This window comes from Streptomyces sp. NPDC014995 (genome assembly GCF_043080745.1).
Classification (GTDB): domain Bacteria; phylum Actinomycetota; class Actinomycetes; order Streptomycetales; family Streptomycetaceae; genus Streptomyces.
Map to the genome: position 1 here is coordinate 172,673 of NZ_JBIBVX010000012.1, position 20,309 is coordinate 192,981.

Sequence of the window (20,309 nt, forward strand, 5' to 3'; positions counted from 1 at the left end):
CGCGCAGCCGGTCAGGCGCCGTCGAGCGCGCGCCGCCACTCCCCGACGGCCTCCGCCGACACCGGATTCGCCCAGCCCCCGGGCCGGGCCGCCCCGCCGATGTGGAACGCGTCGATGCCACCGGCCTTCAAGGCCGGTACGTGATCCAGCCGCAGCCCGCCGCCCACGAGAACCCGCTGCTCGTAGCCCTGCTCCCCGCGCCGTGCCGCCTCCGCGAGCAGCGTCGGGAGCCCGTCGTCCACCCCGGCGGCCGATCCCGCCGTGAGGTAGGTGTCCAGGCCGGGCAACCCGTCCAGTTGTTTGCGCAGGGCGTCCCGGTCGGCCGCGTGGTCGATGGCCCGGTGGAAGGTCCACCGGCAGCCGTCCAGCTCACCGACCACGCGCTCCACGGCGTCCAGGTCGACCCCGCCCTGCGGGTCGAGGAACCCCAGCACGAACTCCTCCGCGCCGGCCTCCCGCAGCTCCCGCGCGACCCGGGCCAGCCGGGGGAGGTCGCCTGCGGCGAAGCCGTCCGTCAGCCGCAGCATCACGCGCAGGTCGATGTCGACGGCGGCACGGATCCGGGCGACGGCCGCCACGGGCGGGGTGAGCCCGTCGGCGGCCATGTCGGTGACCAGCTCGAGGCGGTCCGCGCCTCCGGCCCGGGCGGCGATCGCGTCCTCGACGTCGAGGGCGATCACCTCCAGGACTGCACGCTTGCTCATGGGACCCCATTCGTCCGTCGGCGGCTTCCACAGTTCCACACAGGTCTAGTCCAATCTCAGCGTACGCCTGTCCGGGCCGGGACTCACCCGCCCTCCCCGGACGACCCGCGCGAAAATGCACCCATGGCCGATGCCTTCGACACCCCGGACACCTCCGACACCTCCGATGCCCCCGACGCCCTCGCGGCCCTCCGCGCCCGTTTCACCCGGGCCCTCGAAGCGGCCCGCGCCCCCGTCACCGCCCCCAACCCCCTCCCCTACGCCGACGACCTCCTCGCCCGCTGGCGGGAACCACAGCGCCGCTACCACACCCTCGCCCACCTCACCGCGGTCCTGGACCACGTCGACACCCTGGCCGGGTACGCCGACGACCCGGACGTCGTCCGGCTGGCCGCCTGGTTCCACGACGCGGTCTACCTGCCCGACCGCTCCGAGAACGAGGAGCGCTCGGCCCGCCTCGCCGAACGCGCCCTGCCCGAGGCCGGCCTGCCCGACGCGAAGACCGCCGAGGTCGCCCGTCTGGTCCGGCTGACCGTCACCCACGACCCGGGCGGCGACGACCGCGACGGCCAGGTCCTGTGCGACGCCGACCTCGCGATCCTGGCCGCACCGCCGTCGGCGTACGCCGCGTACACGGCCGCCGTCCGCGCGGAGTACCACTTCGTCCCGAACGAGGCCTTCCGCGAGGGCCGCGCGGCGATCCTGCGTCAGCTCCTCGCCCTGCCCCGCCTGTTCCGCACCCCGCACGGCGCGCGGGAGTGGGAGGCGACGGCGCGCTACAACCTGCGGGGCGAGCTGGACCTGCTGACGCGCTGACGCACGCGCCCCACCCGCACCTCGCACACGGAGCGCCGCGCATCGCACTGGCGGCCGAGGTGGGCGAGAAGATCTACGCGTATGAGCTGCGCGGGCGGCCGCGACCTGGCGTATGCGGGGCCCATCCTCGTGCTTTCGCCTCCCGCGGCCCCGCCCCCTTCCCGATAATTCCGTACGGCCGTGCCGCCGCGCGCGGGTCCGTGTACGTCGGGGGAAGCGGGGAGCGTCATGAGTCACCACGGCCCGTCCACGCCACCGGAGCCGCCCGGCCCCCCGCTCCCGGACCCCGACCACCACCGGCTGGCCCGGCGGAGCGTGCGCTGGACCGTGATCGGCGTGGTGATCAGCACCGCCCTCGCCCTGATCGGGCTGTACGTCGAGGCGGACGACTCCGGCCACGTTTCCGGCTCGGGCGGCACGACGAGCATCGGCGGCTCCACCGACACGGGCGGCACGGACAGCGGTGGAGGCACGGACACCGGCGGAGGCACCGACTCCGAGGGGACCACCGACGACGGGGGCACGTCCGACACCGGAGGCGCCTCGGAGGGCGCCACCACCGACGGGAGCTCCACCGACGGGAGCACCACCGACGGCGGTACGTCGGACGGGGGCACGTCCGACTCCGGCGGCACCTCCGGCGACGACGGCGGCACGGACGGCCTCACCTCCGCCGAGCACGACCTGCGCGACTCGCTCAACAGCGAGCAGTGGTCGCGCGACAGTTGCACGCGCACCTCGTGGCCCGGCTCGGACGCCGCCCTGTTCTGCACGGTGACCACCACCGACGAGTACGGCGTCGCCCACACCGGCAAGGCGAGCGTCGTGACGTACCCGACGAAGAGCGCCCGGGACGCCGTCTTCCAGCACTACGCCTCCCGCGTCCAGATGGGCGACTGCGAGACGCAGACCAACGTGTACGGCAGCTGGGCCGAGAACGACAGCCCCGAGCTGGCGGCCGGCGACGTGGTCTGCTACCTGGCGACCTCGGGGCAGTACGTCTTCCTCTGCAGCTACTACGACCGGCCCACGCTCGTGCAGATCACCGGCCCCGACCAGGCGAGCCTCGCCGCCTGGTGGCACACGATGGAGCCGGTGTTCAGCGACTGACGCCGTCCGCCCGGCCGCCGCCGCCCGCCCGGCCGCCGCCCTTGCGCCGGCGCAGCCCCGCCCCGTGCAGCAGCCGCACCACCTCCCGGCTGCTCACCTCGACCGCGCCGGCCGCCACCGCGTCCGCGTACGCGTGCGAGGGCACGTCGTAGTGGTCGCGCTCGAAGGCCCGCCTCGGGACCCCCAACTTCTCGGCGAAGACGTGCAGTTCCTCGTAGGAGACGTCGCTGACGAGGTGGGACCACATGCGTCCGTGCCCCGGCCAGTTCGGCGGGTCGATGTAGATCGTCACGCGCGCCTCACGAGGACGGCATCCCGCCGGTCGCCGAGCCGAGCGCGCCCACCGCCGCGACCTTCACGCCCGCCTTGTGGCACACCCAGTGCGGATCGGGCCCCAGTTCCGGCTCGACGTCGAGGGCGTGCGGATCGCCGGAGCCGCAGACCGGACACAGCGGCCAGCGCCCGTACCGCTCCAGCAGCGCGTCCTGCACGTCCTGCGCCACCAGCCCGGCGACGAAGGCCATGCCGTCCGGCCACTGCTCGACCCACCACCGCCGCTGGACGACGGACTCCTCGACCATGGACACCACGTCCGCCGCGGCCACCTCGCCCGCGGCCAGGTCGGCGAGCACGAGGGCACGGGCCGCGTGCAGCGCCTGTTCCAGAGGGCTGATGGGGTTGCCGGAGGGATCCATGTCCCCATTGTGCGCACTCTTGACCCCGGCGCCGAACCGAAAATAGCTTTCCTTGGTGACCCGGGACGTGAAGGAAACCTTCGGCGGCGCCGCGGCCTCCGCCCTGGCCTCGAAGATCCGCACGCTCGGCCCCTCCATGACCCGCTCCATGCAGCGCGTCGCCGAAGCCGTCGCGGGCGACCCCGCCGGCTGCGCCGCCCTCACGGTCACCGGCCTCGCCGAGCGGACCGGCACCAGCGAGGCCACCGTCGTCCGCACCGCCCGCCTCCTCGGCTACCCCGGCTACCGCGACCTGCGCCTCGCCCTCGCCGGCCTCGCGGCGCACCAGAAGTCCGGCCGCGCGCCCGCCCTCACCACCGACATCGCCGTCGACGACCCCCTCGCCGACGTCGTCGCCAAACTCGCCCACGACGAGCAGCGGACCCTCGCCGACACCGCCGCCGGTCTCGACACCGTCCAACTCGGCGCGGCGGTCGAGGCGGTGGCCGCCGCCCGCCGGACCGACGTCTACGGCATCGGCGCGTCCGGGCTGGTCGCCCAGGACCTCGTCCAGAAACTGCTGCGGATAGGGCTCATCGCCCACGCCCACAGCGATCCGCACCTCGCCGTGACCAACGCCGTGCAGCTGCGGGCGGGTGACGTCGCCGTCGCCATCACGCACTCCGGGTCGACGGGGGACGTCATCGAGCCGTTGCGGGTGGCGTTCGAACGGGGCGCGACGACCGTCGCCCTCACCGGGCGGCCCGGCGGGGCGGTCACGCAGTACGCGGATCACGTGCTGACGACGTCCACCGCGCGGGAGAGCGAGTTGCGGCCCGCGGCCATGTCGTCGCGTACGGGGCAGTTGCTGGTGGTGGACTGTCTGTTCGTGGGGGTGGCCCAGCGGACGTACGAGACGGCCGCGCCGGCGCTGGCCGCGAGCTACGAGGCGTTGGCTCACCGGCACCGGTAGGCGGCCGTGGGCCGCAGACCGTGGGGCTGATCGTTCGCGGACGGGCGCGGCGCCGTCGTGGCTCGTCGCGTCCACGCGGCGGAGCCGCATATCCATACAGTTCCGCGCCCCCGGGCCGCCCGCACGACCCACGTTGGAAAGAACCGGAAAGAGCCGCCTCCCATGACCTCCGCCTCCCGCCCCCACGACCTCCTCTCCCAACTGGACTCCCTCACCACCGAGGCCTTCCGTCCCGACCTCGCCGAGATCGACCGGTTGTCCACCCTCGAGATCGCCCGTCTCATGAACGGCGAGGACACCGCCGTACCCGCCGCCGTCGCACAGCGGTTGCCGGCCGTGGCCGCCGCCATCGACGCCATCGCCGAGCGGATGGCGCGGGGCGGGCGGCTGATCTACGCCGGTGCGGGCACCGCGGGTCGCCTGGGCGTCCTGGACGCCTCCGAGTGCCCGCCCACCTTCAACACCGCCCCGGGGCAGGTGGTGGGGCTCATCGCGGGCGGCCCGGAGGCCGTGGTCACCTCGGTCGAGGGGGCCGAGGACTCCCGGGAGCTGGCGCAGGCCGACCTGGCGGCGCTGGCGCTGACCCCCGACGACACGGTGGTCGGCATCTCGGCGTCCGGGCGTACGCCGTACGCGCTCGGGGCGGTGGCGTACGCTCGCTCGCGGGGCGCGCTGACCGTCGGGCTGGCGTGCAACGCGGGCAGTGCGCTGGCGGCGGCCGCCGAGCACGGCATCGAGGTCGTCGCCGGGCCGGAGCTGCTCACCGGGTCGACCCGGCTGAAGGCGGGCACGGCGCAGAAGCTGGTGCTGAACATGCTGTCGACGATCACGATGATCCGGCTGGGCAAGACGTACGGGAACCTGATGGTCGACGTCCGTGCCTCCAACGAGAAGCTGCGGGCCCGTTCGCGGCGGATCGTCTCGCTGGCGACGGGGGCGGGCGACGAGGAGGTCGAGAACGCCCTCTCGGCCACCGACGGCGAGGTGAAGGACGCGATCCTGGTGCTGCTCGCGGGGGTGGACGGGCCGACGGCCGCCCGCCTTCTGGAGGAGTCCGGCGGTCATCTGCGCGCCGCGCTCGCCGTGGCGCGGCCCTGAGCCGCACGCTCGGGGGGTGCCTACCGATCCCCTTGCCACGGCCACCGCGATCCTCCCCCTGGTCGGCGGCCCCGCGAACGTCACCTCCGTCGCCCACTGCATGACCCGGCTGCGGCTGGGCCTGGCCGATCCGTCCCGGGCGGACGAGGAGGCGCTGCGGGCGCTGCCCGGGGTGCTCGGGGTCGTCGTGGCCGACGGCCTCTACCAGGTGGTGCTCGGGCCGGGTGTGGTCACGAAGGTGACGGCCGCGTTCGAGGGGCTGGTGGCCGGGCCGACGGCCGCCGCGGAACTGGCCGCCCGGGGAGCCGCGTTGCGGGCGGAGCGCAGGCGGCGCAACGCGACCCCGGTCAAGGCCGCCCTGCGCCGCGTCGCCGCCGTCTTCGTCCCGCTCATCCCGGCCCTGATCGGCTGCGGGGTCCTCGCCGGCGTGAACGGGCTGCTGGTCAACGCCGGCCTGCTGCCGTGGCTGACGCCCGCGCTGGCCGCCGTCGCCTCCGGCTTCATGGCGCTGATCGCCGTCTTCGTCGGACACAACACGGCGAAGGAGTTCGGCGGCACGCCGGTGCTCGGCGGCGCGGTCGCGGCGATCGTCGTGTATCCGGGGGTGGCGAAGGTCACCGCGTTCGGGGTGACGCTCGCCCCGGGCCAGGGCGGAGTCCTCGGCGCGCTGGCGGCCGCGCTGCTGGCGACGTACGTGGAGAGGGCGTGCCGCGGCCGGATCCCGGACACGCTGGACGTGCTCCTCACCCCGACCCTGACCGTCCTCGTCGCGGGCCTCGCCACGCTGTACGGCCTCATGTACGCGGCCGGCGCGGTCTCCTCGGCCATCGGCACGGCCGCGAACTGGCTGCTCGTGACGACGGGCGCCTTCGCCGGCCTGGTCCTGGGCGGCCTGTTCCTGCCGCTGGTGATGCTGGGCCTGCACCAGGCCCTCATCCCCATCCACACCACCCTCATCGAGCAGCAGGGCTACACCGTGCTGCTCCCGATCCTGGCGATGGCGGGCGCGGGCCAGGTCGGCGCGTCGCTCGCGGTCTACGTCCGGCTGCGCCACGACACGTCGTTGCGTACGACGATCAGGTCGGCGCTCCCGGCGGGCCTGCTGGGCGTCGGCGAACCCCTGATCTACGGCGTCTCCCTCCCGCTGGGCCGGCCCTTCCTCACGGCCTGCGTGGGCGGGGCGGCCGGCGGGGCCTTCGTCGGCTTCTTCGCGATGCTCGGCGACCAGGTGGGCGCGACGGCGATCGGCCCGTCCGGCTGGGCCCTGTTCCCCCTGCTGGCCGGGAACCAGGGCTGGGGGACGCTGCTCGCGATCTACGCGGGCGGGCTGCTGACGGGCTACGCGGTCGGCTTCGCCGTGACGTACGTCCTCGGTGTCCCCGACCGCGCGGCGGCGTCCACCGCTTCCGGCGGTCCCTCCGGTGACCCGGCGCCTTCGCGGTCCGGGTGACGAAGGCCCCGGGTCCGCGTCGGCCGCCCCCTGCCCGCGCCGTGGCCGCCGTCCCCCGGCGCTGCCGGCGGTCCCGTCCTACCCTTGGGGGGCAACCGTCGAGCCGCCGTCCCCGGTGGACATCACCTCGGCACCGAGAACCCAAGGATGACGCCGACCGACATGAACCACGCCCAGCTCACCCACCTGGGCCGTGCCCTCCGCCTCCTCGGTGAGCACGGCGACGCCCTCACCGCGGACACCCCGGACGCCAAGCTGCACGAGGTCAAGGCCGATCTGCGGCGCGCCCTGGAGCTGCTGGAGGAGAGCGTCGACGGCGCCGCCCCCGCGACCCGCTGCGCCGAGCATCCGAACGGGCCCGTCGACGAAGGCGCCCCCGACCTGTGCCTGCTGTGCGAGACGCGTCGGCGAGCGGCCCGGCGCGCCGAGTTCAACGGCCCCGCCCCGCAGACGGCGCCCCGCACCGCTCCCTCCCGCTACGGCACCCGCGGCGACCGCCCCCAGCCCCAGCAGCGCTGGCTGCCGGAACTGTGGAACGGCCAGGAATGGCAGCTGTGCGGCACGCCCCGCCGCGACCGGCGCGAGGCCGAGCTGTACCTCGCCGCACTGCGGCGCGGCTCCCGGCCCGCCATGGCCTACCGGCTGGTGCACGAGTTCACCGACTACGAGGTCCTGCGCGTCTGGGGCACCCCGCTGAAGGTCGACATCGAACCCCTCGGCAATCTCTAGGTGGAGTGATCACGAGCGTGGTCACCGCTCGTGATCACTACGTCAGGGCGTCAGCAGGGGCAGCGGCGGGAAGTCATGGCCCTCCCAGAGGCGGCGGGCCGTCTCCTCCGGGTACGGGCGGACCTCCGGCTCCGCGTCGAACACCTGCACCAGCCGCCGCGTGTCGTACGCCGGCCAGCCCGGGTCGCCCGTCCTCGCGAACGCCGTCCAGGACTCGCGCATACGGGACGACAGCGCCCTCGCCTCCTCCGTCACCTCCGCGCCCGCGAACAGCAGGTTCCCCAGGTCCGCCTGGTAGGTGCCGAACAGCAGCGGGATGTCCAGGCCGTGGCAGGCGCCCAGGACACCGCCCATCCCGGGGGCCGGCCAGGTCAGCTCGTAGACGTGGGCCCGCCCGCCGCCCGCGACCTGCGCCTCGGCCAGGTGCAGGGACGGCATGTGGAACAGCCAGTCGGACTGCACCCGCTCGAACAGCTCGCCCGGCCCGGCCTGCGGATGGGCCGCCCGGTAAGCACGCTCCCCCGCCTCCCCGCCGCCCGGTGCGAACAGGCGCAGGACGCCCGTCGCCTGTTCCTCGGTCACCTTGCCCAGGAGCCCGGCCAGGACCACGAAGAGCCGGTACTCCTGCGCGTTGTGCCCGACGACCAGCTCCACGTCCCGGCCCGCACCGGCCGCCAGCGCCTGCCAGGGCGTCACCGGCAGGACCTCGCCGTCGACGACGGGCGAGAACGGGGTGACGGTGGGCGCGACCTGCCCCCACCGGTCCACCCGTTGCGCCATCTTCGCCGCGAGTGCCGCCCCCGCCTCGGTCAGCTCGCGCGGGTCGACCGTGGCCAGGTCGGCGGCCGTCGGGCGCAGTCCGGCCTCGGCGGCGATGGCGGCGGCGAGGTCACGGGCCAGCTCGTCGGAGAAGTACGTGCCGGGCACGCTCTGCGCGATCGCCCGCCCGAACAGGCCCCGCGCGCCCGGCATGGCCAGCAGCGCCGCCACCGATCCGGCGCCCGCGGACTCCCCGAAGACGGTGACCCGGCCCGGGTCCCCGCCGAACGCCGCGATGTTGTCCCGCACCCACTCCAGCGCGGCGACCTGGTCGAGCAGCCCCCGGTTGGCGGGCGCGCCCTCGATCCGGGCGAAACCCTCGATGCCGACGCGGTAGTTCAGGGTGACGACGACCAGGTCACCGGCGCGGGCGAGATGCTGGGCGTCGTAGCCGGGGCTGCCGGAGTGGCCGAGCTTGTAGGCGCCGCCGTGGATCCAGACCATCACCGGGCGAGGGGTCGTGGACCGGGCGTCCGGCGTCCAGACGTTCACCGTCAGCCAGTCGTCGCCCGTGGGCGCGTCCAGGACGCCGGTACGGCCCTGGATGCCCGCTTCCTGCGGGGGCGGCGGTCCGAAGGCGTACGCCTCCCGGACGCCCTCCCAGGGCACGGGCGGGCGCGGGGCCCGGAAACGGGCCGCTCCGACCGGGGGCGCGGCGAAGGGTATGCCGCGGAACACGGTGAGGTCGTCCTCCCGGCGTCCGCGGACGGCTCCGGCGGCGGTGCGCACCACGGGTCCGGCGTCGACTGTCGTCATCGATCACTCCTCATGAGGCGGGCTGCCGGTGGAACGGGCGGTGGAGGGGGAAAGTGCCGGGCGCGAGCGTTCCGGCCATGGGCCCGTGGCCGCGGGTGTGAAGGGTGGCGCCGGCGCCCCCTGGCGCCCGGGGCGCCGGAGCGCTCCAGGTGGGTGTCCGGGAGATGAATGATCCGCGTCTCCCGGACTCCACCCAGCACTTGGGGGGTGGGCCGCCGTTCTCAGCTCAGCGTGCGCAGCGCCGCCGCGTCGAACGGCTTCAGCTCGTCGAAGCGGCCGGAGAGTACCTTGGCCGCCCACTGCGGGTCCTGGAGGAGGGCGCGGCCGACGGCCACCAGGTCGAACTCGTCGCGCTCCAGACGGTCCAGGAGTTCGTCGATGCCCTTGACCGGGGAGCCCTCGCCCTGGAAGCCCTTGATGAAGTCGCCGTCGAGGCCGACCGAGCCGACGCTGACGACGGGCCTGCCGGTGAGCTTCTTCGTCCAGCCCGCGAGGTTGAGGTCGGAGCCGTCGAACTCCGGCAGCCAGTAACGGCGGGTGGAGGCGTGGAAGGCGTCGACGCCGGCCGCGGCGATCGGGGTGAGGATCGCCTCCAGTTCCTCCGGGGTCTCGGCGAGCCTCGCGTCGTAGGCGTCCTGCTTCCACTGCGAGTAGCGGAAGAGGACCGGGAACTCGGGCGAGACGGTCTCGCGGACCGCCGCGACGATCTCCGCCGCGAACTTGGTCCGGGCGACCGGGTCGCCGCCGTAGGCGTCCGTGCGGCGGTTGGTGCCCGCCCACAGGAACTGGTCGATGAGGTACCCGTGGGCGCCGTGGATCTCCACGCCGTCGAAGCCGATGCGCTCGGCGGCCGCGGCGGCCTCGGCGAACGCGCCGATGACGTCGTCCAGGTCACGCCGGGTCATCGCCTTGCCGGTGCCCTCAGTGCCGTCGACGCGCAGTCCGGACGGGCCGACGGCGGGGGCCTGCGGGAAGGGCGGATCGCCCTGCTCGCGGACCATGCCGATGTGCCACAGCTGCGGCACGATCGTCCCGCCCGCCGCGTGCACCGCCTCGGCGACCTTCGCCCAGCCCGCCAGCTGCTCCTCGCCGTGGAAGCGCGGCACCCGGTCGCTCTGCCCGGCCGACTCGTGGCCGACGTACGTGCCCTCGGTGACGATCAGACCCACCCCGGCGGCGGCGCGGCGGGCGTAGTACGACACGACGTCCGCGCCGGGGATGCCGCCCGGGGAGAACATGCGCGTCATGGGCGCCATCGCGATGCGGTTCGGGACGGTCAGGCCGTTGAGCTGGACGGGCCGGCCGAGTATCTCGGCGGCGCGGGAGGGTGCGGCGGGCGTGGCGGTCACGGCAGGGGGCTCCTCGGAGATGTCGTTCGGACGTCGGGCGGTGTGGGGTGTGCGGACGGTCGGGCGTTCCGAGCGGTATGTGCATGCGCATCGACCGCCCGCCGACGTCAACCGCCCGGCCGCCCCCGCCATTCCACCCTCCCGCCGAGGGCCCCTGTGATCCCGGACACGGCGCGGACCTCAAGGGTCACGGGCCGCCGGGAACCCCCGGTACGGCTAGGGAACGACCCTGAGGAGCCTGTTGGGCGAACCCGTACCGATGTTGCGCAACACTCCGATCGTCGCTCCGCCGACGAGGGCGCCGCGCACGGTCGCCGGGCTCGCGGTGGGATGGGAAGCGAGGTAGCCGGCCGCGGCGCCCACGACATGCGGGGTGGCCATCGAGGTGCCGGAGAGGGTGACCGTGGCGGTGTCGCCGGTGTGCCGGCCGGCGGGGATCGAGGATCCGGGGGCGAACAGGTCCAGGACCGAGCCGTAGTTGGAGTAACCGGCCCGGTAGTCGGCACTGGTGCCGGCGCCGACGGTGATCGCGGCGCCCACGCGGGCGGGTGACGTGTTCGCGGCGTCGGCGTTCGCGTTGCCTGCGGCCACGGCGTACGTGACGCCGGAGGCGATGGAGCTGCTCACCGCGGCGTCCAGCGCGGTGCTGGTGCCGCCGCCGAGCGACAGGTTGGCGACCGCGGGCCGGACGCGGTGCGAAGAGACCCAGTCCACGCCCGCGATGACGCCCGAGGTCGTGCCGGAACCGTCGCCGCCGAGCACGCGCACCGCCACGATCGGAAGCCTGGGCTGGTCGATCCGGTCCAGCCCCCGAGGGGGGTTGACCTGCGTCGCGTCGAGGCCGACCTTCTGGTCCTTCTCGACGTACGCGACGGCCGGATCCGCCGCGAGGCTCCTCGCCCCGGCCGCGCTGACGCGGACGGCGTAGCCGTTCTCGGCGGGCAGGACGGCACCGCTTCCCACGGCGGCGGTCGCGACGACCGCGGCGACGACCCGGCGCCGGGTCGTGAGGGTTTTTCGCCCGCTGGGGAGCCTTCCTCGCGCTGGAGCGGTCACCGCGTTCGCGGTGACCGCTCCAGGGAGGATGACCAGACCCCCCATTGGCGAGATATCGCTTTTACCCCATTCGCCGTTTGCGGTGACAAGTTGCTGCGGAGGGGCGCCCGACCAAAGGGTCATGCGGCCCTCGGGACACGGCCACCGGTGCGGGGGAACGCCCGAGGGCGGCACCCCCTGTCGGAACAGGGAGTGCCGCCCTCGGTACGAACGGACCGGACCGATCCTCGAAAGCCCCGGAGGCTTCGAAGGATCAGAAGTCCATGTCACCGCCCGGCATGCCGCCGCCGGCCGGGGCCGCGGACTTCTCCGGCTTGTCGGCGATGACGGCCTCGGTGGTGAGGAACAGCGCGGCGATCGACGCGGCGTTCTGCAGCGCGGAGCGCGTCACCTTGGCCGGGTCGATGATGCCCTCGGCGACCAGGTCGACGTACTCGCCGGTCGCGGCGTTCAGGCCGTGGCCCGGGGTCAGGTTGCGCACCTTCTCCACCACGACGCCGCCCTCGAGGCCGGCGTTGACCGCGATCTGCTTCAGCGGGGCCTCGAGCGCCAGCTTGACGGCGGCGGCACCGGTGGCCTCGTCGCCCTCCAGCTCGAGCTTCTCGAAGACCTGGGAGGCCTGGAGCAGGGCCACGCCACCACCGGCGACGATGCCCTCCTCGACGGCCGCCTTCGCGTTGCGGACGGCGTCCTCGATGCGGTGCTTGCGCTCCTTGAGCTCCACCTCGGTGGCGGCACCGGCCTTGATGACGGCCACGCCGCCCGCGAGCTTGGCCAGGCGCTCCTGGAGCTTCTCGCGGTCGTAGTCGGAGTCGCTGTTCTCGATCTCGGCGCGGATCTGGTTCACGCGGCCCGCGACCTGCTCGGAGGAGCCGGCGCCGTCGACGATGGTGGTCTCGTCCTTGGTGATGACGACCTTGCGGGCCTTGCCCAGCAGGTCGACGGTCGTGTTCTCGAGCTTGAGACCGACCTCCTCGGAGATGACCTCGCCGCCGGTGAGGATGGCGATGTCGTTCAGCATGGCCTTGCGACGGTCACCGAAGCCCGGGGCCTTGACCGCGACGGACTTGAAGGTGCCGCGGATCTTGTTGACGACCAGGGTCGACAGGGCCTCGCCCTCGACGTCCTCGGCGATGATCAGCAGCGGCTTGCCCGACTGCATGACCTTCTCCAGGAGCGGGAGCAGGTCCTTGACGTTGGAGATCTTGGAGTTCGCGATCAGGATGTACGGGTCGTCGAGGACGGCCTCCATACGCTCCATGTCGGTCGCGAAGTACGCCGAGATGTAGCCCTTGTCGAAGCGCATACCCTCGGTGAGCTCCAGCTCCAGACCGAAGGTCTGGGACTCCTCGACGGTGATGACGCCTTCCTTGCCGACCTTGTCCATGGCCTCGGCGATGAGCTCGCCGATCTGGGTGTCGGCGGCGGAGATGGAGGCCGTGGAGGCGATCTGCTCCTTGGTCTCGACGTCCTTCGCCTGCTCCAGCAGGGCGGCGGAGACGGCCTCGACGGCCTTCTCGATACCGCGCTTCAGGGCCATCGGGTTGGCGCCGGCGGCGACGTTGCGCAGACCCTCGCGGACCAGCGCCTGGGCGAGAACGGTCGCGGTGGTCGTACCGTCACCGGCGACGTCGTCCGTCTTCTTGGCGACTTCCTTGACCAGCTCGGCGCCGATCTTCTCGTACGGGTCCTCGAGCTCGATCTCCTTGGCGATGGAGACACCGTCGTTGGTGATCGTGGGGGCGCCCCACTTCTTCTCGAGGACGACGTTGCGGCCCTTGGGGCCGAGGGTCACCTTGACGGCGTCCGCGAGCTGGTTCATGCCGCGCTCGAGGCCGCGCCGCGCCTCCTCGTCGAACGCGATGATCTTGGCCATGTGAAGTGGTCCCTCCAGGACTGGGGGTGATTCCTTCGGACCGCGCCCGCGCCCGCGACGGACGGCTCGCACGCCTCGTGGTTCCTTGCCCCACCCGGCCTGCGGGCCTCACCGACCCGGTCCTTCGTTGTCACTCTCACCTTCAGAGTGCTAACGCCAATGATTAGCACTCGCCCCTGCCGAGTGCAAGCGCCTCGGGGGAAGCCGGGCGGCTCTCAGCCGCCCGCGAACACCCCCGGGCGAACGGAGGGAAGGCGTACGCGGCACACGGAAGGGGGGCGCCACACCCCGCCGGAGCGGCACGGACGGCGCGGCCGGGCAGCACGAAGGGCCCGCATCCCCGTCGGGATGCGGGCCCTTCGCTGAAAATGTTCAGGCGGTGACGCGAACCATGTCGGCCTGCGGGCCCTTCTGGCCCTGCGAGATCTCGAACTCGACCCGCTGGCCCTCTTCCAGGGTGCGGTAGCCGTCCATCTGAATCGCGCTGTAGTGGACGAAGACGTCCGCACCACCGTCGACCGCGATGAAGCCGTACCCCTTCTCCGCGTTGAACCACTTGACGGTGCCCTGAGCCATGCCTAACTCCCCTATTACTGGCCCTTGCACAGATCCACACTTCGCGGACCCGGGTCAGACCTCACCCCCCAGTTGGTTGGGGGCGTGCGCCGGAACGCGTCGACCGCGGCCGAATGTATCTGTCCAACTGCCCTCTGCAACAGGTCAATCGGACGAGAATTCTGGACGTCGACGGTCCGGAATATGGTGAGAATTCGCCCGGATTCAGGGCAAGTCGGGCCCCACAAAGGGAACGAAAGGCGCAAAATACCTGCACACTTTGGCTACTTCTCATCGCATGCGAAGCCGGAACTCATATGCGTTCGGCATGCGAAAGGCGGCGCGTTCCCCAACTGTACCGCGCTCAATCACACTGAATTGCCCCCTCCGCTTCTCTTACGGAGGGGGCAATTCGATGAACTCTCGGTAATCACTGTTACCGACGGTTACTACCGGCGGGTACTGACCGCGGGTCAGCCGCCCGCGACGGCCGGAATGATCGAGACGCCGGCGCCGTCCGGGGTCGCCGTCTCCAGCCCCTGCTCGAAGCGGACGTCGTCGTCGTTCACGTACACGTTGACGAACCGGCGCAGCTTGCCCTGGTCGTCCAGCACGCGCGCGGCGATACCGGTGTGGTTCTTCTCCAGGTCGGCGATGACCTCGGCGAGGGTCGCACCCTCCGCCGGGACCTCGGCCCGGCCGCCCGTGTAGGTGCGGAGGATGGTGGGGATGCGGACGGTGACGCTCATGACGGGTGACCTCCGGTCGGGTGAACGGCCTCAGGGGCGCGTGGGCTGTGTCGACGTGCGGCTCGGCCGCGTGGCGCTACCAGCCCCACCGGCCCGCGGGCGGACGACGATCTGTTACGCGAGACCAGCCTCGCGGAACGACTCCAGGTTCGGACGAATCGTCGCCGTGAGCCCGGTACCCGCCACCGCGTCCAGCGTCTTGAGACCGTCACCGGTGTTGAGGACCACCGTCGTCCTGGTCGGGTCGAGGAGACCGTTCTCGATCAGCTTGCGGGTCACACCGACCGTCACGCCACCCGCCGTCTCGGCGAAGATGCCCTCGGTCCGGGCCAGCACCTTGATCGCGTCAACGATCTGCTCGTCGGTCACGTCCTCCACCGCGCCGCCCGTGCGGCGCGCGATGTCGAGGACGTACGGACCGTCGGCCGGGTTGCCGATGGCGAGGGACTTGGCGATGGTGTCCGGCTTCTGCGGGCGGACGACGTCGTGGCCGGCCTTGTAGGCGACGGACACCGGCGAGCAGCCCTCGGCCTGCGCACCGAAGATCTTGTACGGCTTGTCCTCGACCAGCCCGAGCTTGATCAGCTCCTGAAGCCCCTTGTCGATCTTCGTGAGCTGCGAGCCGGAGGCGATGGGCACCACCAGCTGGTCCGGGAGCCGCCAGCCGAGCTGCTCGCAGATCTCGTACGCCAGCGTCTTGGAGCCCTCGGCGTAGTACGGCCGCAGGTTGACGTTGACGAAGCCCCAGCCCTCGCCCGCCGAGTCGCCGATGAGCTCGGAGCAGAAGCGGTTGACGTCGTCGTAGTTGCCCTCGATGCCGACGAGCTCGCCGCCGTAGACCGCGGCCATGACGACCTTGCCCTGCTCCAGGTCGTGCGGGATGAACACGCAGGAGCGGAAGCCGGCGCGGGCGGCGGCGGCACCGACGGCACCGGCGAGGTTGCCGGTGGAGGAGCAGGAGAGGGTGGTGAAGCCGAAGGCGCGGGCGGCCTCCAGGGCCTGGGCGACCACACGGTCCTTGAAGGAGTGCGTCGGGTTGCCGGAGTCGTCCTTGACGAAGAGCTTTCCGGGGTCGACGCCCAGCTCGCGCGCCAGGTTGTCGGCCTTGACCAGCTTGGTCCAGCCCGGGTTGATGTTGGGCTTGTCCGCCACGTCGGCCGGGACGGGCAGCAGCGGAGCGTAGCGCCAGATGTTCGCGGGGCCCGCCTCGATGCGCTTGCGCAGCTCCTCCGTCTCGTAGGAGGAGAAGTCGTACGCGATCTCGAGGGGACCGAAACACTCCTCGCAGGCGAAGACCGGGCCGAGGGGCACGCGGTGGCCGCACTCGCGGCAGCTCAGGGCCGCGGCGGGTCCGAGGTCGACGGTCGCGGAGTCGGCGGTGACGTTCGCGGTGCTGTCCGTGGTGCTTGCAACTGTCTGCGCAGCCATGTGAGGCGAGGCCCTTTCTCCTCATCTTCCTCACGGCGCATCTCGCCGTGAGACGGATTTGGCACCTTCCCTAGCCGGGAGCCTCGCGGAGCGATCGTGAACTGCCTGCGGCAGCGATCGGTACGAGACCGGCTGGAGGGTTGCCGGGGCTTCATCGGGCCGTATCCCTCTGCCCCTCTGGATGAGCGGTATGTGGTTGTGAACGCCGAAGACCCCGGACATGCGATGGTCATCCGCGTTGTTCAAGACTGTAACCGAAGGCCAGGACAGTTGAGAGAGTCGTCCGAACCGCGAGATGGATCACACGGTGACCCCTCGGGCACCTGGTGTGATCACGACAGTGAGGAGCCGCAGACCGTGCTGGAAGAAGTCGAGCGCTGGCTTGCCACCCGCTCCTGGTCCGTGACCGATCGCCCGCTCCACAGGATCCTGGCCGCCAAACGCGCCTCGGGCCGGACGGTGTCCGTCGTGCTGCCCGCGCTGAACGAGGAGGAGACGGTCGGCGACATCGTCGCGGTCATCCGTCACGACCTCATGCGGCAGGTCCCGCTCGTCGACGAGATCGTGGTCGTCGACTCGGGATCGACCGACCGCACGTCACAGGTCGCGGCGGCGGCCGGGGCCCGTGTCGTCCACCGGGACACGATCCTCCCCCGCATACCGGCCGTGCCCGGCAAGGGCGAGGTCCTGTGGCGCTCCCTGCTGGTCACCTCCGGGGACATCGTCTGTTTCGTCGACGCCGACCTGAAGGAGTTCTCCTCCGACTTCGTCTCGGGCATCGTGGGCCCGCTGCTCACCGACCCGGACGTCGACCTGGTCAAGGCCATGTACGACCGTCCGCTGGGCACCGAGTCGCATGCGCTCGCCCCCGGCGGGACGGCCGGCCAGGGCGGCCGGGTGACGGAGCTGATGGCCCGCCCGCTGCTCAACATGCACTGGCCGCAGCTGGCCGGATTCGTGCAGCCGCTGGGCGGCGAGTACGCGGCCCGCCGCAGCCTGCTGGAACAGCTGCCCTTCCCCGTCGGCTACGGCGTGGAGCTGGGCATGCTGGTCGACGCCCTGCACCTGGTGGGCCTCGACGCCATGGCCCAGGTGGACGTCGGCGTGCGCAGGCACCGCCACCAGGACGGGCAGGCGCTCGGCCGGATGGCGGCGGCCATCTACCGCACGGCCCAGCTCCGGCTGGCCCGCGGGCACCTCGTCCGTCCCGCCCTCACCCAGTTCGAGCGGGGTACGGACGGCTTCGAGCCGCGCACCTACTCGGTGGACACGGAGGAACGGCCGCCGATGGCGGAGATCGCGGAGTACGCGGCACGCAAGGTCGCGTGACACCGGGCCGCGGGCGTATACGGCTGGACACGGCCCCTCCACGCAGCGCGACCGTACGTTTGAGCGGATCCGGACCGGGCTAGGTTGTGGCGTATGGCTTCCACGGACGGTGCTGCTGCTCAGGGTGCTCAGGTGCTGGTCGCGTCCAACCGCGGCCCGGTCTCGTACGCGGTCGGTGAGGACGGCTCGCTGCACGCCAGGCGCGGCGGCGGCGGGCTGGTCTCCGGCCTGTCGGCGATCGGCCCCGACGCGGGCGCCCTCTGGGTCTGCTCGGCACTGACCGAGGGCGACCGGGAGGCGGTCCGGCGCGGGGTCGGCGAGGCGGGCGTGCGCATGCTGCCCATCCCTGCGGACGTGCACGCCGACGCGTACAACGGCATCGCCAACTCGGTGCTGTGGTTCATCCACCACCTGCTGTACCAGACCCCGACGGAGCCGGTCTTCGACGCGGAGTTCCGGCGCGAGTGGGCCTCGTACGAGACGTACAACCGCGCCTTCGCCGAGGCGCTGGCGGAGGAGGCGGCCGAGGGGGCGGCGGTCCTCGTGCAGGACTACCACCTGTGCCTCGTGCCCGGGATGCTGCGCGAGCTGCGCCCGGACCTGCGCATCGGCCACTTCTCGCACACGCCGTGGGCGCCGGTGGACTACTTCGGCCTGCTCCCCGACGACATCCGCGCCCAGCTGCTGCGGGGCATGCTCGGCGCGGACCGCCTGGGCTTCCTGACCCGCCGCTGGGCGGACGCGTTCACCGCGTGCTGCACGGAGTTCACGGGCGGCCTGGGAAGGACGGAGGTCGGTGTGCACGGCCTCGGCGCGGACGCCGACTTCCTGCGCGCCCGCTCCCACGAGCCGGACGTCGAGGAACGCCTTCCGGCCCTGCGCGAGGAGATCGGCACGGCGCCCGACGGCAGCGCCCGCAGGGCGATCGTCCGGGTCGACCGCACCGAGCTGTCGAAGAACATCGTGCGCGGCCTGCTGGCGTACGAGCAGTTCCTCGACGACCACCCCGAGTGGCGTGAGCGGGTCGTGCACGTCGCCTTCGCCTACCCCTCCCGCCAGGACCTCGCCGTCTACCGCGACTACACCGCCGAGGTGCAGCGGGTGGCGGTGGAGATCAACGAGCGGTTCGGCACCCCGGACTGGACCCCGGTCGTCCTGCACGTGAAGGACGACTTCGCGCGCTCCCTCGCCGCGTACCGCCTCGCCGACGTGGCCCTGGTCAACCCCATCCGGGACGGCATGAACCTCGTCGCGAAGGAGGTGCCGGTCGTCTCCGACCGGGGCTGCGCGCTGGTGCTGTCCCGGGAGGCGGGCGCCTACTGGGAGCTGGGCGACGACGCGATCGTGGTGAACCCGTACGACGTGCTGGAGACCGCGCGCGCCCTGCACGAGGCGCTGTCCATGGGTCCGGAGGAGCGGGCCGAGCGCACCAAACGACTGGTGGCGTCCGCGACCGCGCTGCCTCCGGCCCAGTGGTTCCTGGAGCAGTTGCAGGCGCTGAGGGAGATTCAGCCGAGCTGATCCGCCAGCGCCCGCAGCAGCCGTACGACGCCGGCCGGACCGTCGACGACGAGGTCGGCGCGGTCGGCGAGTTCCGTCACCTCCGCGCTGCCGCTGGCCACGAGCAGGCCGGGGACGCCGTCGGAGCGGAGCTTCTCGACGGCGGCGAAGGCGGGGAGGTCACCGAGGTCGTCGCCGGCGTAGAGGACCGCCTCGGCGCCGGTCTCGCGCATGTGCTCCAGCAGCGCCACGCCCTTGTCGACGCCGGGCGGCCGCAGTTCGAGGACCAACCGCCCCGGTTCGACGAGCAGCCCGTGCCGGGCGGCGAGGTCGGTCAGGGGCTGCCGCAGCGCCTCGAAGGCGGCCTGCGGCTCCCGCGCCTGGCGGGTGTGCACGGCGACGGCCCGCCCCTTCTCCTCCACCCAGGTCCCCTGCGGGGCACCGGCCCTCTCCAGCACCCCCGGCAGCTCGGCGCGGGCAGCGGCGACCCCGGGATGGGGGGCGGGGGCGCTGACGGTGCCGGTCCGGGCGTCCCACCGCTCGGCCCCGTAGTGCCCGAGCACGGCGAGGCGCTCCAGCCCCGGCACACCGGCGAAGCCGCCGTTGCGCACGGCCACGGCGGCGGGCCGGCCCGTGACCACGGCGACGGAGGCGATCTTCGGGGCGAGTTCCGCGAGGGCGGGGACGGCGTCGGGGTGCGCCCGGGCGTCGTCCGGGTTCTCGACGATCGGCGCGAGGGTGCCGTCGAAGTCGAGGGCGACGAGGGTGCTGCGGGGGTTGGCGAGGATCGCGCGCAGGGCGTCCCGGCCGGGTGCGGTCGTGGGGGTGGGGAGTGCGCGTTCGGGTTCCGCGGAGTGCGTCTCTTGGGTGCCCATAGGGTGACCATAACCGGGCGGGGTCGGCACCGGGGGACGGGTCCCGCAGCCCGGCACTCGCGGCAGTACCGCCCGCGCCTCTCCAGCGCCGGACCAGGCGATCCCGGCCCGTCCGGCGTCCGGGGACGAGCCCGTTCAGGGGCGAAGCGGGAGTCCGGGGGCCCGGGCCCCCCGGGAGGGGAAGCGCGGGGGCGACCGACCCGGTCCGCACGCACCACCTCAGCGCTCCGCCCGCCGGGCCTCCCGCACCCTGCGCAGCCGGTTGACCGTCACCGGGTCGTGGGCCAGCGCCCTCGGGTCGTCCAGGAGGGCGTTGAGGAGCTGGTAGTAGCGGACCGGGGACAGGTCCAGTTCCTCACGGATCGCCCGTTCCTTCGCCCCGGGCCCGGAGAACCCGCGCCGTTCCAGGGCGAGGACGTCCCGTTCCCTCGCCCCCAGTTCTGCCTCTGGCCGCTCCATGCCC

General features: G+C 72.8%; 20 protein-coding genes and 1 riboswitch. Of the genes, 8 read left to right on the top strand and 12 right to left on the bottom strand.

From position 1 onward, the window contains the following. Positions 1-11: 11 nt before the first annotated feature. Positions 12-704: a copper homeostasis protein CutC gene (locus ACF1A1_RS24245; RefSeq protein WP_392002650.1), complete on the bottom strand. Its 693-nt coding sequence runs from the start codon at positions 702-704 to the stop codon at positions 12-14. 123 nt (positions 705-827) lie between these two features. Here ACF1A1_RS24245 and ACF1A1_RS24250 point away from each other — a divergent pair, with 123 nt between their 5' ends. Further along, the gene (locus ACF1A1_RS24250) at positions 828-1,520 is read left to right on the top strand and encodes a hypothetical protein (protein ID WP_392002652.1); all 693 of its coding nucleotides are present in this window, start codon (positions 828-830) and stop codon (positions 1,518-1,520) included. A gap of 228 nt (positions 1,521-1,748) precedes the next feature. Then, positions 1,749-2,630 carry a hypothetical protein gene (locus ACF1A1_RS24255; RefSeq protein ID WP_392002654.1) on the top strand — a complete coding sequence of 294 codons (882 nt, stop codon included), beginning with the start codon at positions 1,749-1,751 and terminating at the stop codon, positions 2,628-2,630. Here ACF1A1_RS24255 and ACF1A1_RS24260 read toward each other — a convergent pair. Further along, positions 2,620-2,922, bottom strand: coding sequence for a DUF4031 domain-containing protein (locus ACF1A1_RS24260; RefSeq protein ID WP_392002655.1), 303 nt, complete (start codon positions 2,920-2,922; stop codon positions 2,620-2,622). The two genes, ACF1A1_RS24255 and ACF1A1_RS24260, sit on opposite strands and share 11 nt — an antisense overlap. A gap of 7 nt (positions 2,923-2,929) precedes the next feature. Then, positions 2,930-3,325, bottom strand: coding sequence for a hypothetical protein (locus ACF1A1_RS24265; RefSeq protein WP_392002656.1), 396 nt, complete (start codon positions 3,323-3,325; stop codon positions 2,930-2,932). A 55-nt stretch (positions 3,326-3,380) separates the two neighbouring features. Between ACF1A1_RS24265 and ACF1A1_RS24270 the strand changes: the two genes are divergently transcribed. The 4 genes from ACF1A1_RS24270 to ACF1A1_RS24285 all read left to right on the top strand — a co-directional run bounded on the left by ACF1A1_RS24270 (position 3,381) and on the right by ACF1A1_RS24285 (position 7,554). Then, positions 3,381-4,277 (top strand): MurR/RpiR family transcriptional regulator, encoded by an 897-nt coding sequence (locus ACF1A1_RS24270; RefSeq protein WP_392002658.1) that lies wholly within the window; start codon positions 3,381-3,383, stop codon positions 4,275-4,277. A 162-nt stretch (positions 4,278-4,439) separates the two neighbouring features. Beyond that, positions 4,440-5,375 (top strand): N-acetylmuramic acid 6-phosphate etherase, encoded by a 936-nt coding sequence (gene murQ, locus ACF1A1_RS24275; RefSeq protein WP_392002660.1) that lies wholly within the window; start codon positions 4,440-4,442, stop codon positions 5,373-5,375. A 16-nt stretch (positions 5,376-5,391) separates the two neighbouring features. Next, positions 5,392-6,825, top strand: coding sequence for a PTS transporter subunit EIIC (locus ACF1A1_RS24280; protein ID WP_392002662.1), 1,434 nt, complete (start codon positions 5,392-5,394; stop codon positions 6,823-6,825). 162 nt (positions 6,826-6,987) lie between these two features. Further along, the gene (locus ACF1A1_RS24285) at positions 6,988-7,554 is read left to right on the top strand and encodes a hypothetical protein (protein ID WP_392002889.1); all 567 of its coding nucleotides are present in this window, start codon (positions 6,988-6,990) and stop codon (positions 7,552-7,554) included. 42 nt (positions 7,555-7,596) lie between these two features. Here the strand turns inward: ACF1A1_RS24285 and ACF1A1_RS24290 are convergent, their stop codons facing one another. The 7 genes from ACF1A1_RS24290 to thrC form a co-directional block, all read right to left on the bottom strand. Further along, positions 7,597-9,129 carry a carboxylesterase/lipase family protein gene (locus tag ACF1A1_RS24290; RefSeq protein ID WP_392002664.1) on the bottom strand — a complete coding sequence of 511 codons (1,533 nt, stop codon included), beginning with the start codon at positions 9,127-9,129 and terminating at the stop codon, positions 7,597-7,599. A gap of 221 nt (positions 9,130-9,350) precedes the next feature. After that, positions 9,351-10,478 carry an NADH:flavin oxidoreductase gene (locus ACF1A1_RS24295; protein WP_392002666.1) on the bottom strand — a complete coding sequence of 376 codons (1,128 nt, stop codon included), beginning with the start codon at positions 10,476-10,478 and terminating at the stop codon, positions 9,351-9,353. A 216-nt stretch (positions 10,479-10,694) separates the two neighbouring features. Next, positions 10,695-11,579 carry a S8 family serine peptidase gene (locus ACF1A1_RS24300; RefSeq protein ID WP_392002668.1) on the bottom strand — a complete coding sequence of 295 codons (885 nt, stop codon included), beginning with the start codon at positions 11,577-11,579 and terminating at the stop codon, positions 10,695-10,697. A gap of 208 nt (positions 11,580-11,787) precedes the next feature. Beyond that, positions 11,788-13,410 carry a chaperonin GroEL gene (gene groL, locus ACF1A1_RS24305; protein WP_392002670.1) on the bottom strand — a complete coding sequence of 541 codons (1,623 nt, stop codon included), beginning with the start codon at positions 13,408-13,410 and terminating at the stop codon, positions 11,788-11,790. 372 nt (positions 13,411-13,782) lie between these two features. Further along, entirely contained in the window at positions 13,783-13,986 is a 204-nt protein-coding gene (locus tag ACF1A1_RS24310) for a cold-shock protein (protein WP_004986573.1), read from the bottom strand. Between the two features lie 452 nt (positions 13,987-14,438). Then, the gene (locus tag ACF1A1_RS24315) at positions 14,439-14,714 is read right to left on the bottom strand and encodes a MoaD/ThiS family protein (protein WP_392002672.1); all 276 of its coding nucleotides are present in this window, start codon (positions 14,712-14,714) and stop codon (positions 14,439-14,441) included. Between the two features lie 114 nt (positions 14,715-14,828). Then, the gene (gene thrC, locus ACF1A1_RS24320; protein ID WP_392002674.1) at positions 14,829-16,142 is read right to left on the bottom strand and encodes a threonine synthase; all 1,314 of its coding nucleotides are present in this window, start codon (positions 16,140-16,142) and stop codon (positions 14,829-14,831) included. 18 nt (positions 16,143-16,160) lie between these two features. After that, a riboswitch (SAM riboswitch) is annotated at positions 16,161-16,330 on the bottom strand. 169 nt (positions 16,331-16,499) lie between these two features. On the opposite strand from thrC, the gene ACF1A1_RS24325 reads away from it, so the two are divergent. Next, the gene (locus ACF1A1_RS24325; protein WP_392002676.1) at positions 16,500-17,471 is read left to right on the top strand and encodes a glucosyl-3-phosphoglycerate synthase; all 972 of its coding nucleotides are present in this window, start codon (positions 16,500-16,502) and stop codon (positions 17,469-17,471) included. Positions 17,472-17,564: 93 nt separating this feature from the next. After that, a complete protein-coding gene (locus ACF1A1_RS24330; protein WP_392002678.1) occupies positions 17,565-18,992 on the top strand; it encodes a trehalose-6-phosphate synthase in 1,428 nt (475 codons plus the stop codon). On the opposite strand, the gene otsB is transcribed toward ACF1A1_RS24330, so the two are convergent. Both otsB and ACF1A1_RS24340 read right to left on the bottom strand, forming a co-directional pair. Further along, positions 18,980-19,846 carry a trehalose-phosphatase gene (gene otsB, locus ACF1A1_RS24335; protein WP_392002680.1) on the bottom strand — a complete coding sequence of 289 codons (867 nt, stop codon included), beginning with the start codon at positions 19,844-19,846 and terminating at the stop codon, positions 18,980-18,982. The genes ACF1A1_RS24330 and otsB overlap by 13 nt on opposite strands. Positions 19,847-20,065: 219 nt before the next feature. Beyond that, complete coding sequence (locus tag ACF1A1_RS24340) at positions 20,066-20,305, bottom strand: DUF3263 domain-containing protein (RefSeq protein ID WP_392002682.1); 240 nt, start codon at positions 20,303-20,305, stop codon at positions 20,066-20,068. Between the last annotated feature and the right edge of the window lie 4 nt (positions 20,306-20,309).

Bases quoted from the DNA above. Each gene is read 5' to 3' on its own strand.
- ACF1A1_RS24310 (WP_004986573.1), bottom strand. From the start codon at position 13,986: ATGGCTCAGGGCACCGTCAAGTGGTTCAACGCGGAGAAGGGGTACGGC.
- ACF1A1_RS24250 (WP_392002652.1), top strand. From the start codon at position 828: ATGGCCGATGCCTTCGACACCCCGGACACCTCCGACACCTCCGATGCC.
- ACF1A1_RS24245 (WP_392002650.1), bottom strand. From the start codon at position 704: ATGAGCAAGCGTGCAGTCCTGGAGGTGATCGCCCTCGACGTCGAGGAC.
- groL (WP_392002670.1), bottom strand. From the start codon at position 13,410: ATGGCCAAGATCATCGCGTTCGACGAGGAGGCGCGGCGCGGCCTCGAG.
- ACF1A1_RS24300 (WP_392002668.1), bottom strand. From the start codon at position 11,579: ATGGGGGGTCTGGTCATCCTCCCTGGAGCGGTCACCGCGAACGCGGTG.
- thrC (WP_392002674.1), bottom strand. From the start codon at position 16,142: ATGGCTGCGCAGACAGTTGCAAGCACCACGGACAGCACCGCGAACGTC.
- ACF1A1_RS24330 (WP_392002678.1), top strand. From the start codon at position 17,565: ATGGCTTCCACGGACGGTGCTGCTGCTCAGGGTGCTCAGGTGCTGGTC.
- ACF1A1_RS24315 (WP_392002672.1), bottom strand. From the start codon at position 14,714: ATGAGCGTCACCGTCCGCATCCCCACCATCCTCCGCACCTACACGGGC.
- ACF1A1_RS24285 (WP_392002889.1), top strand. From the start codon at position 6,988: ATGAACCACGCCCAGCTCACCCACCTGGGCCGTGCCCTCCGCCTCCTC.
- ACF1A1_RS24340 (WP_392002682.1), bottom strand. From the start codon at position 20,305: ATGGAGCGGCCAGAGGCAGAACTGGGGGCGAGGGAACGGGACGTCCTC.
- murQ (WP_392002660.1), top strand. From the start codon at position 4,440: ATGACCTCCGCCTCCCGCCCCCACGACCTCCTCTCCCAACTGGACTCC.
- ACF1A1_RS24290 (WP_392002664.1), bottom strand. From the start codon at position 9,129: ATGACGACAGTCGACGCCGGACCCGTGGTGCGCACCGCCGCCGGAGCC.
- ACF1A1_RS24265 (WP_392002656.1), bottom strand. From the start codon at position 3,325: ATGGATCCCTCCGGCAACCCCATCAGCCCTCTGGAACAGGCGCTGCAC.
- ACF1A1_RS24255 (WP_392002654.1), top strand. From the start codon at position 1,749: ATGAGTCACCACGGCCCGTCCACGCCACCGGAGCCGCCCGGCCCCCCG.
- otsB (WP_392002680.1), bottom strand. From the start codon at position 19,846: ATGGGCACCCAAGAGACGCACTCCGCGGAACCCGAACGCGCACTCCCC.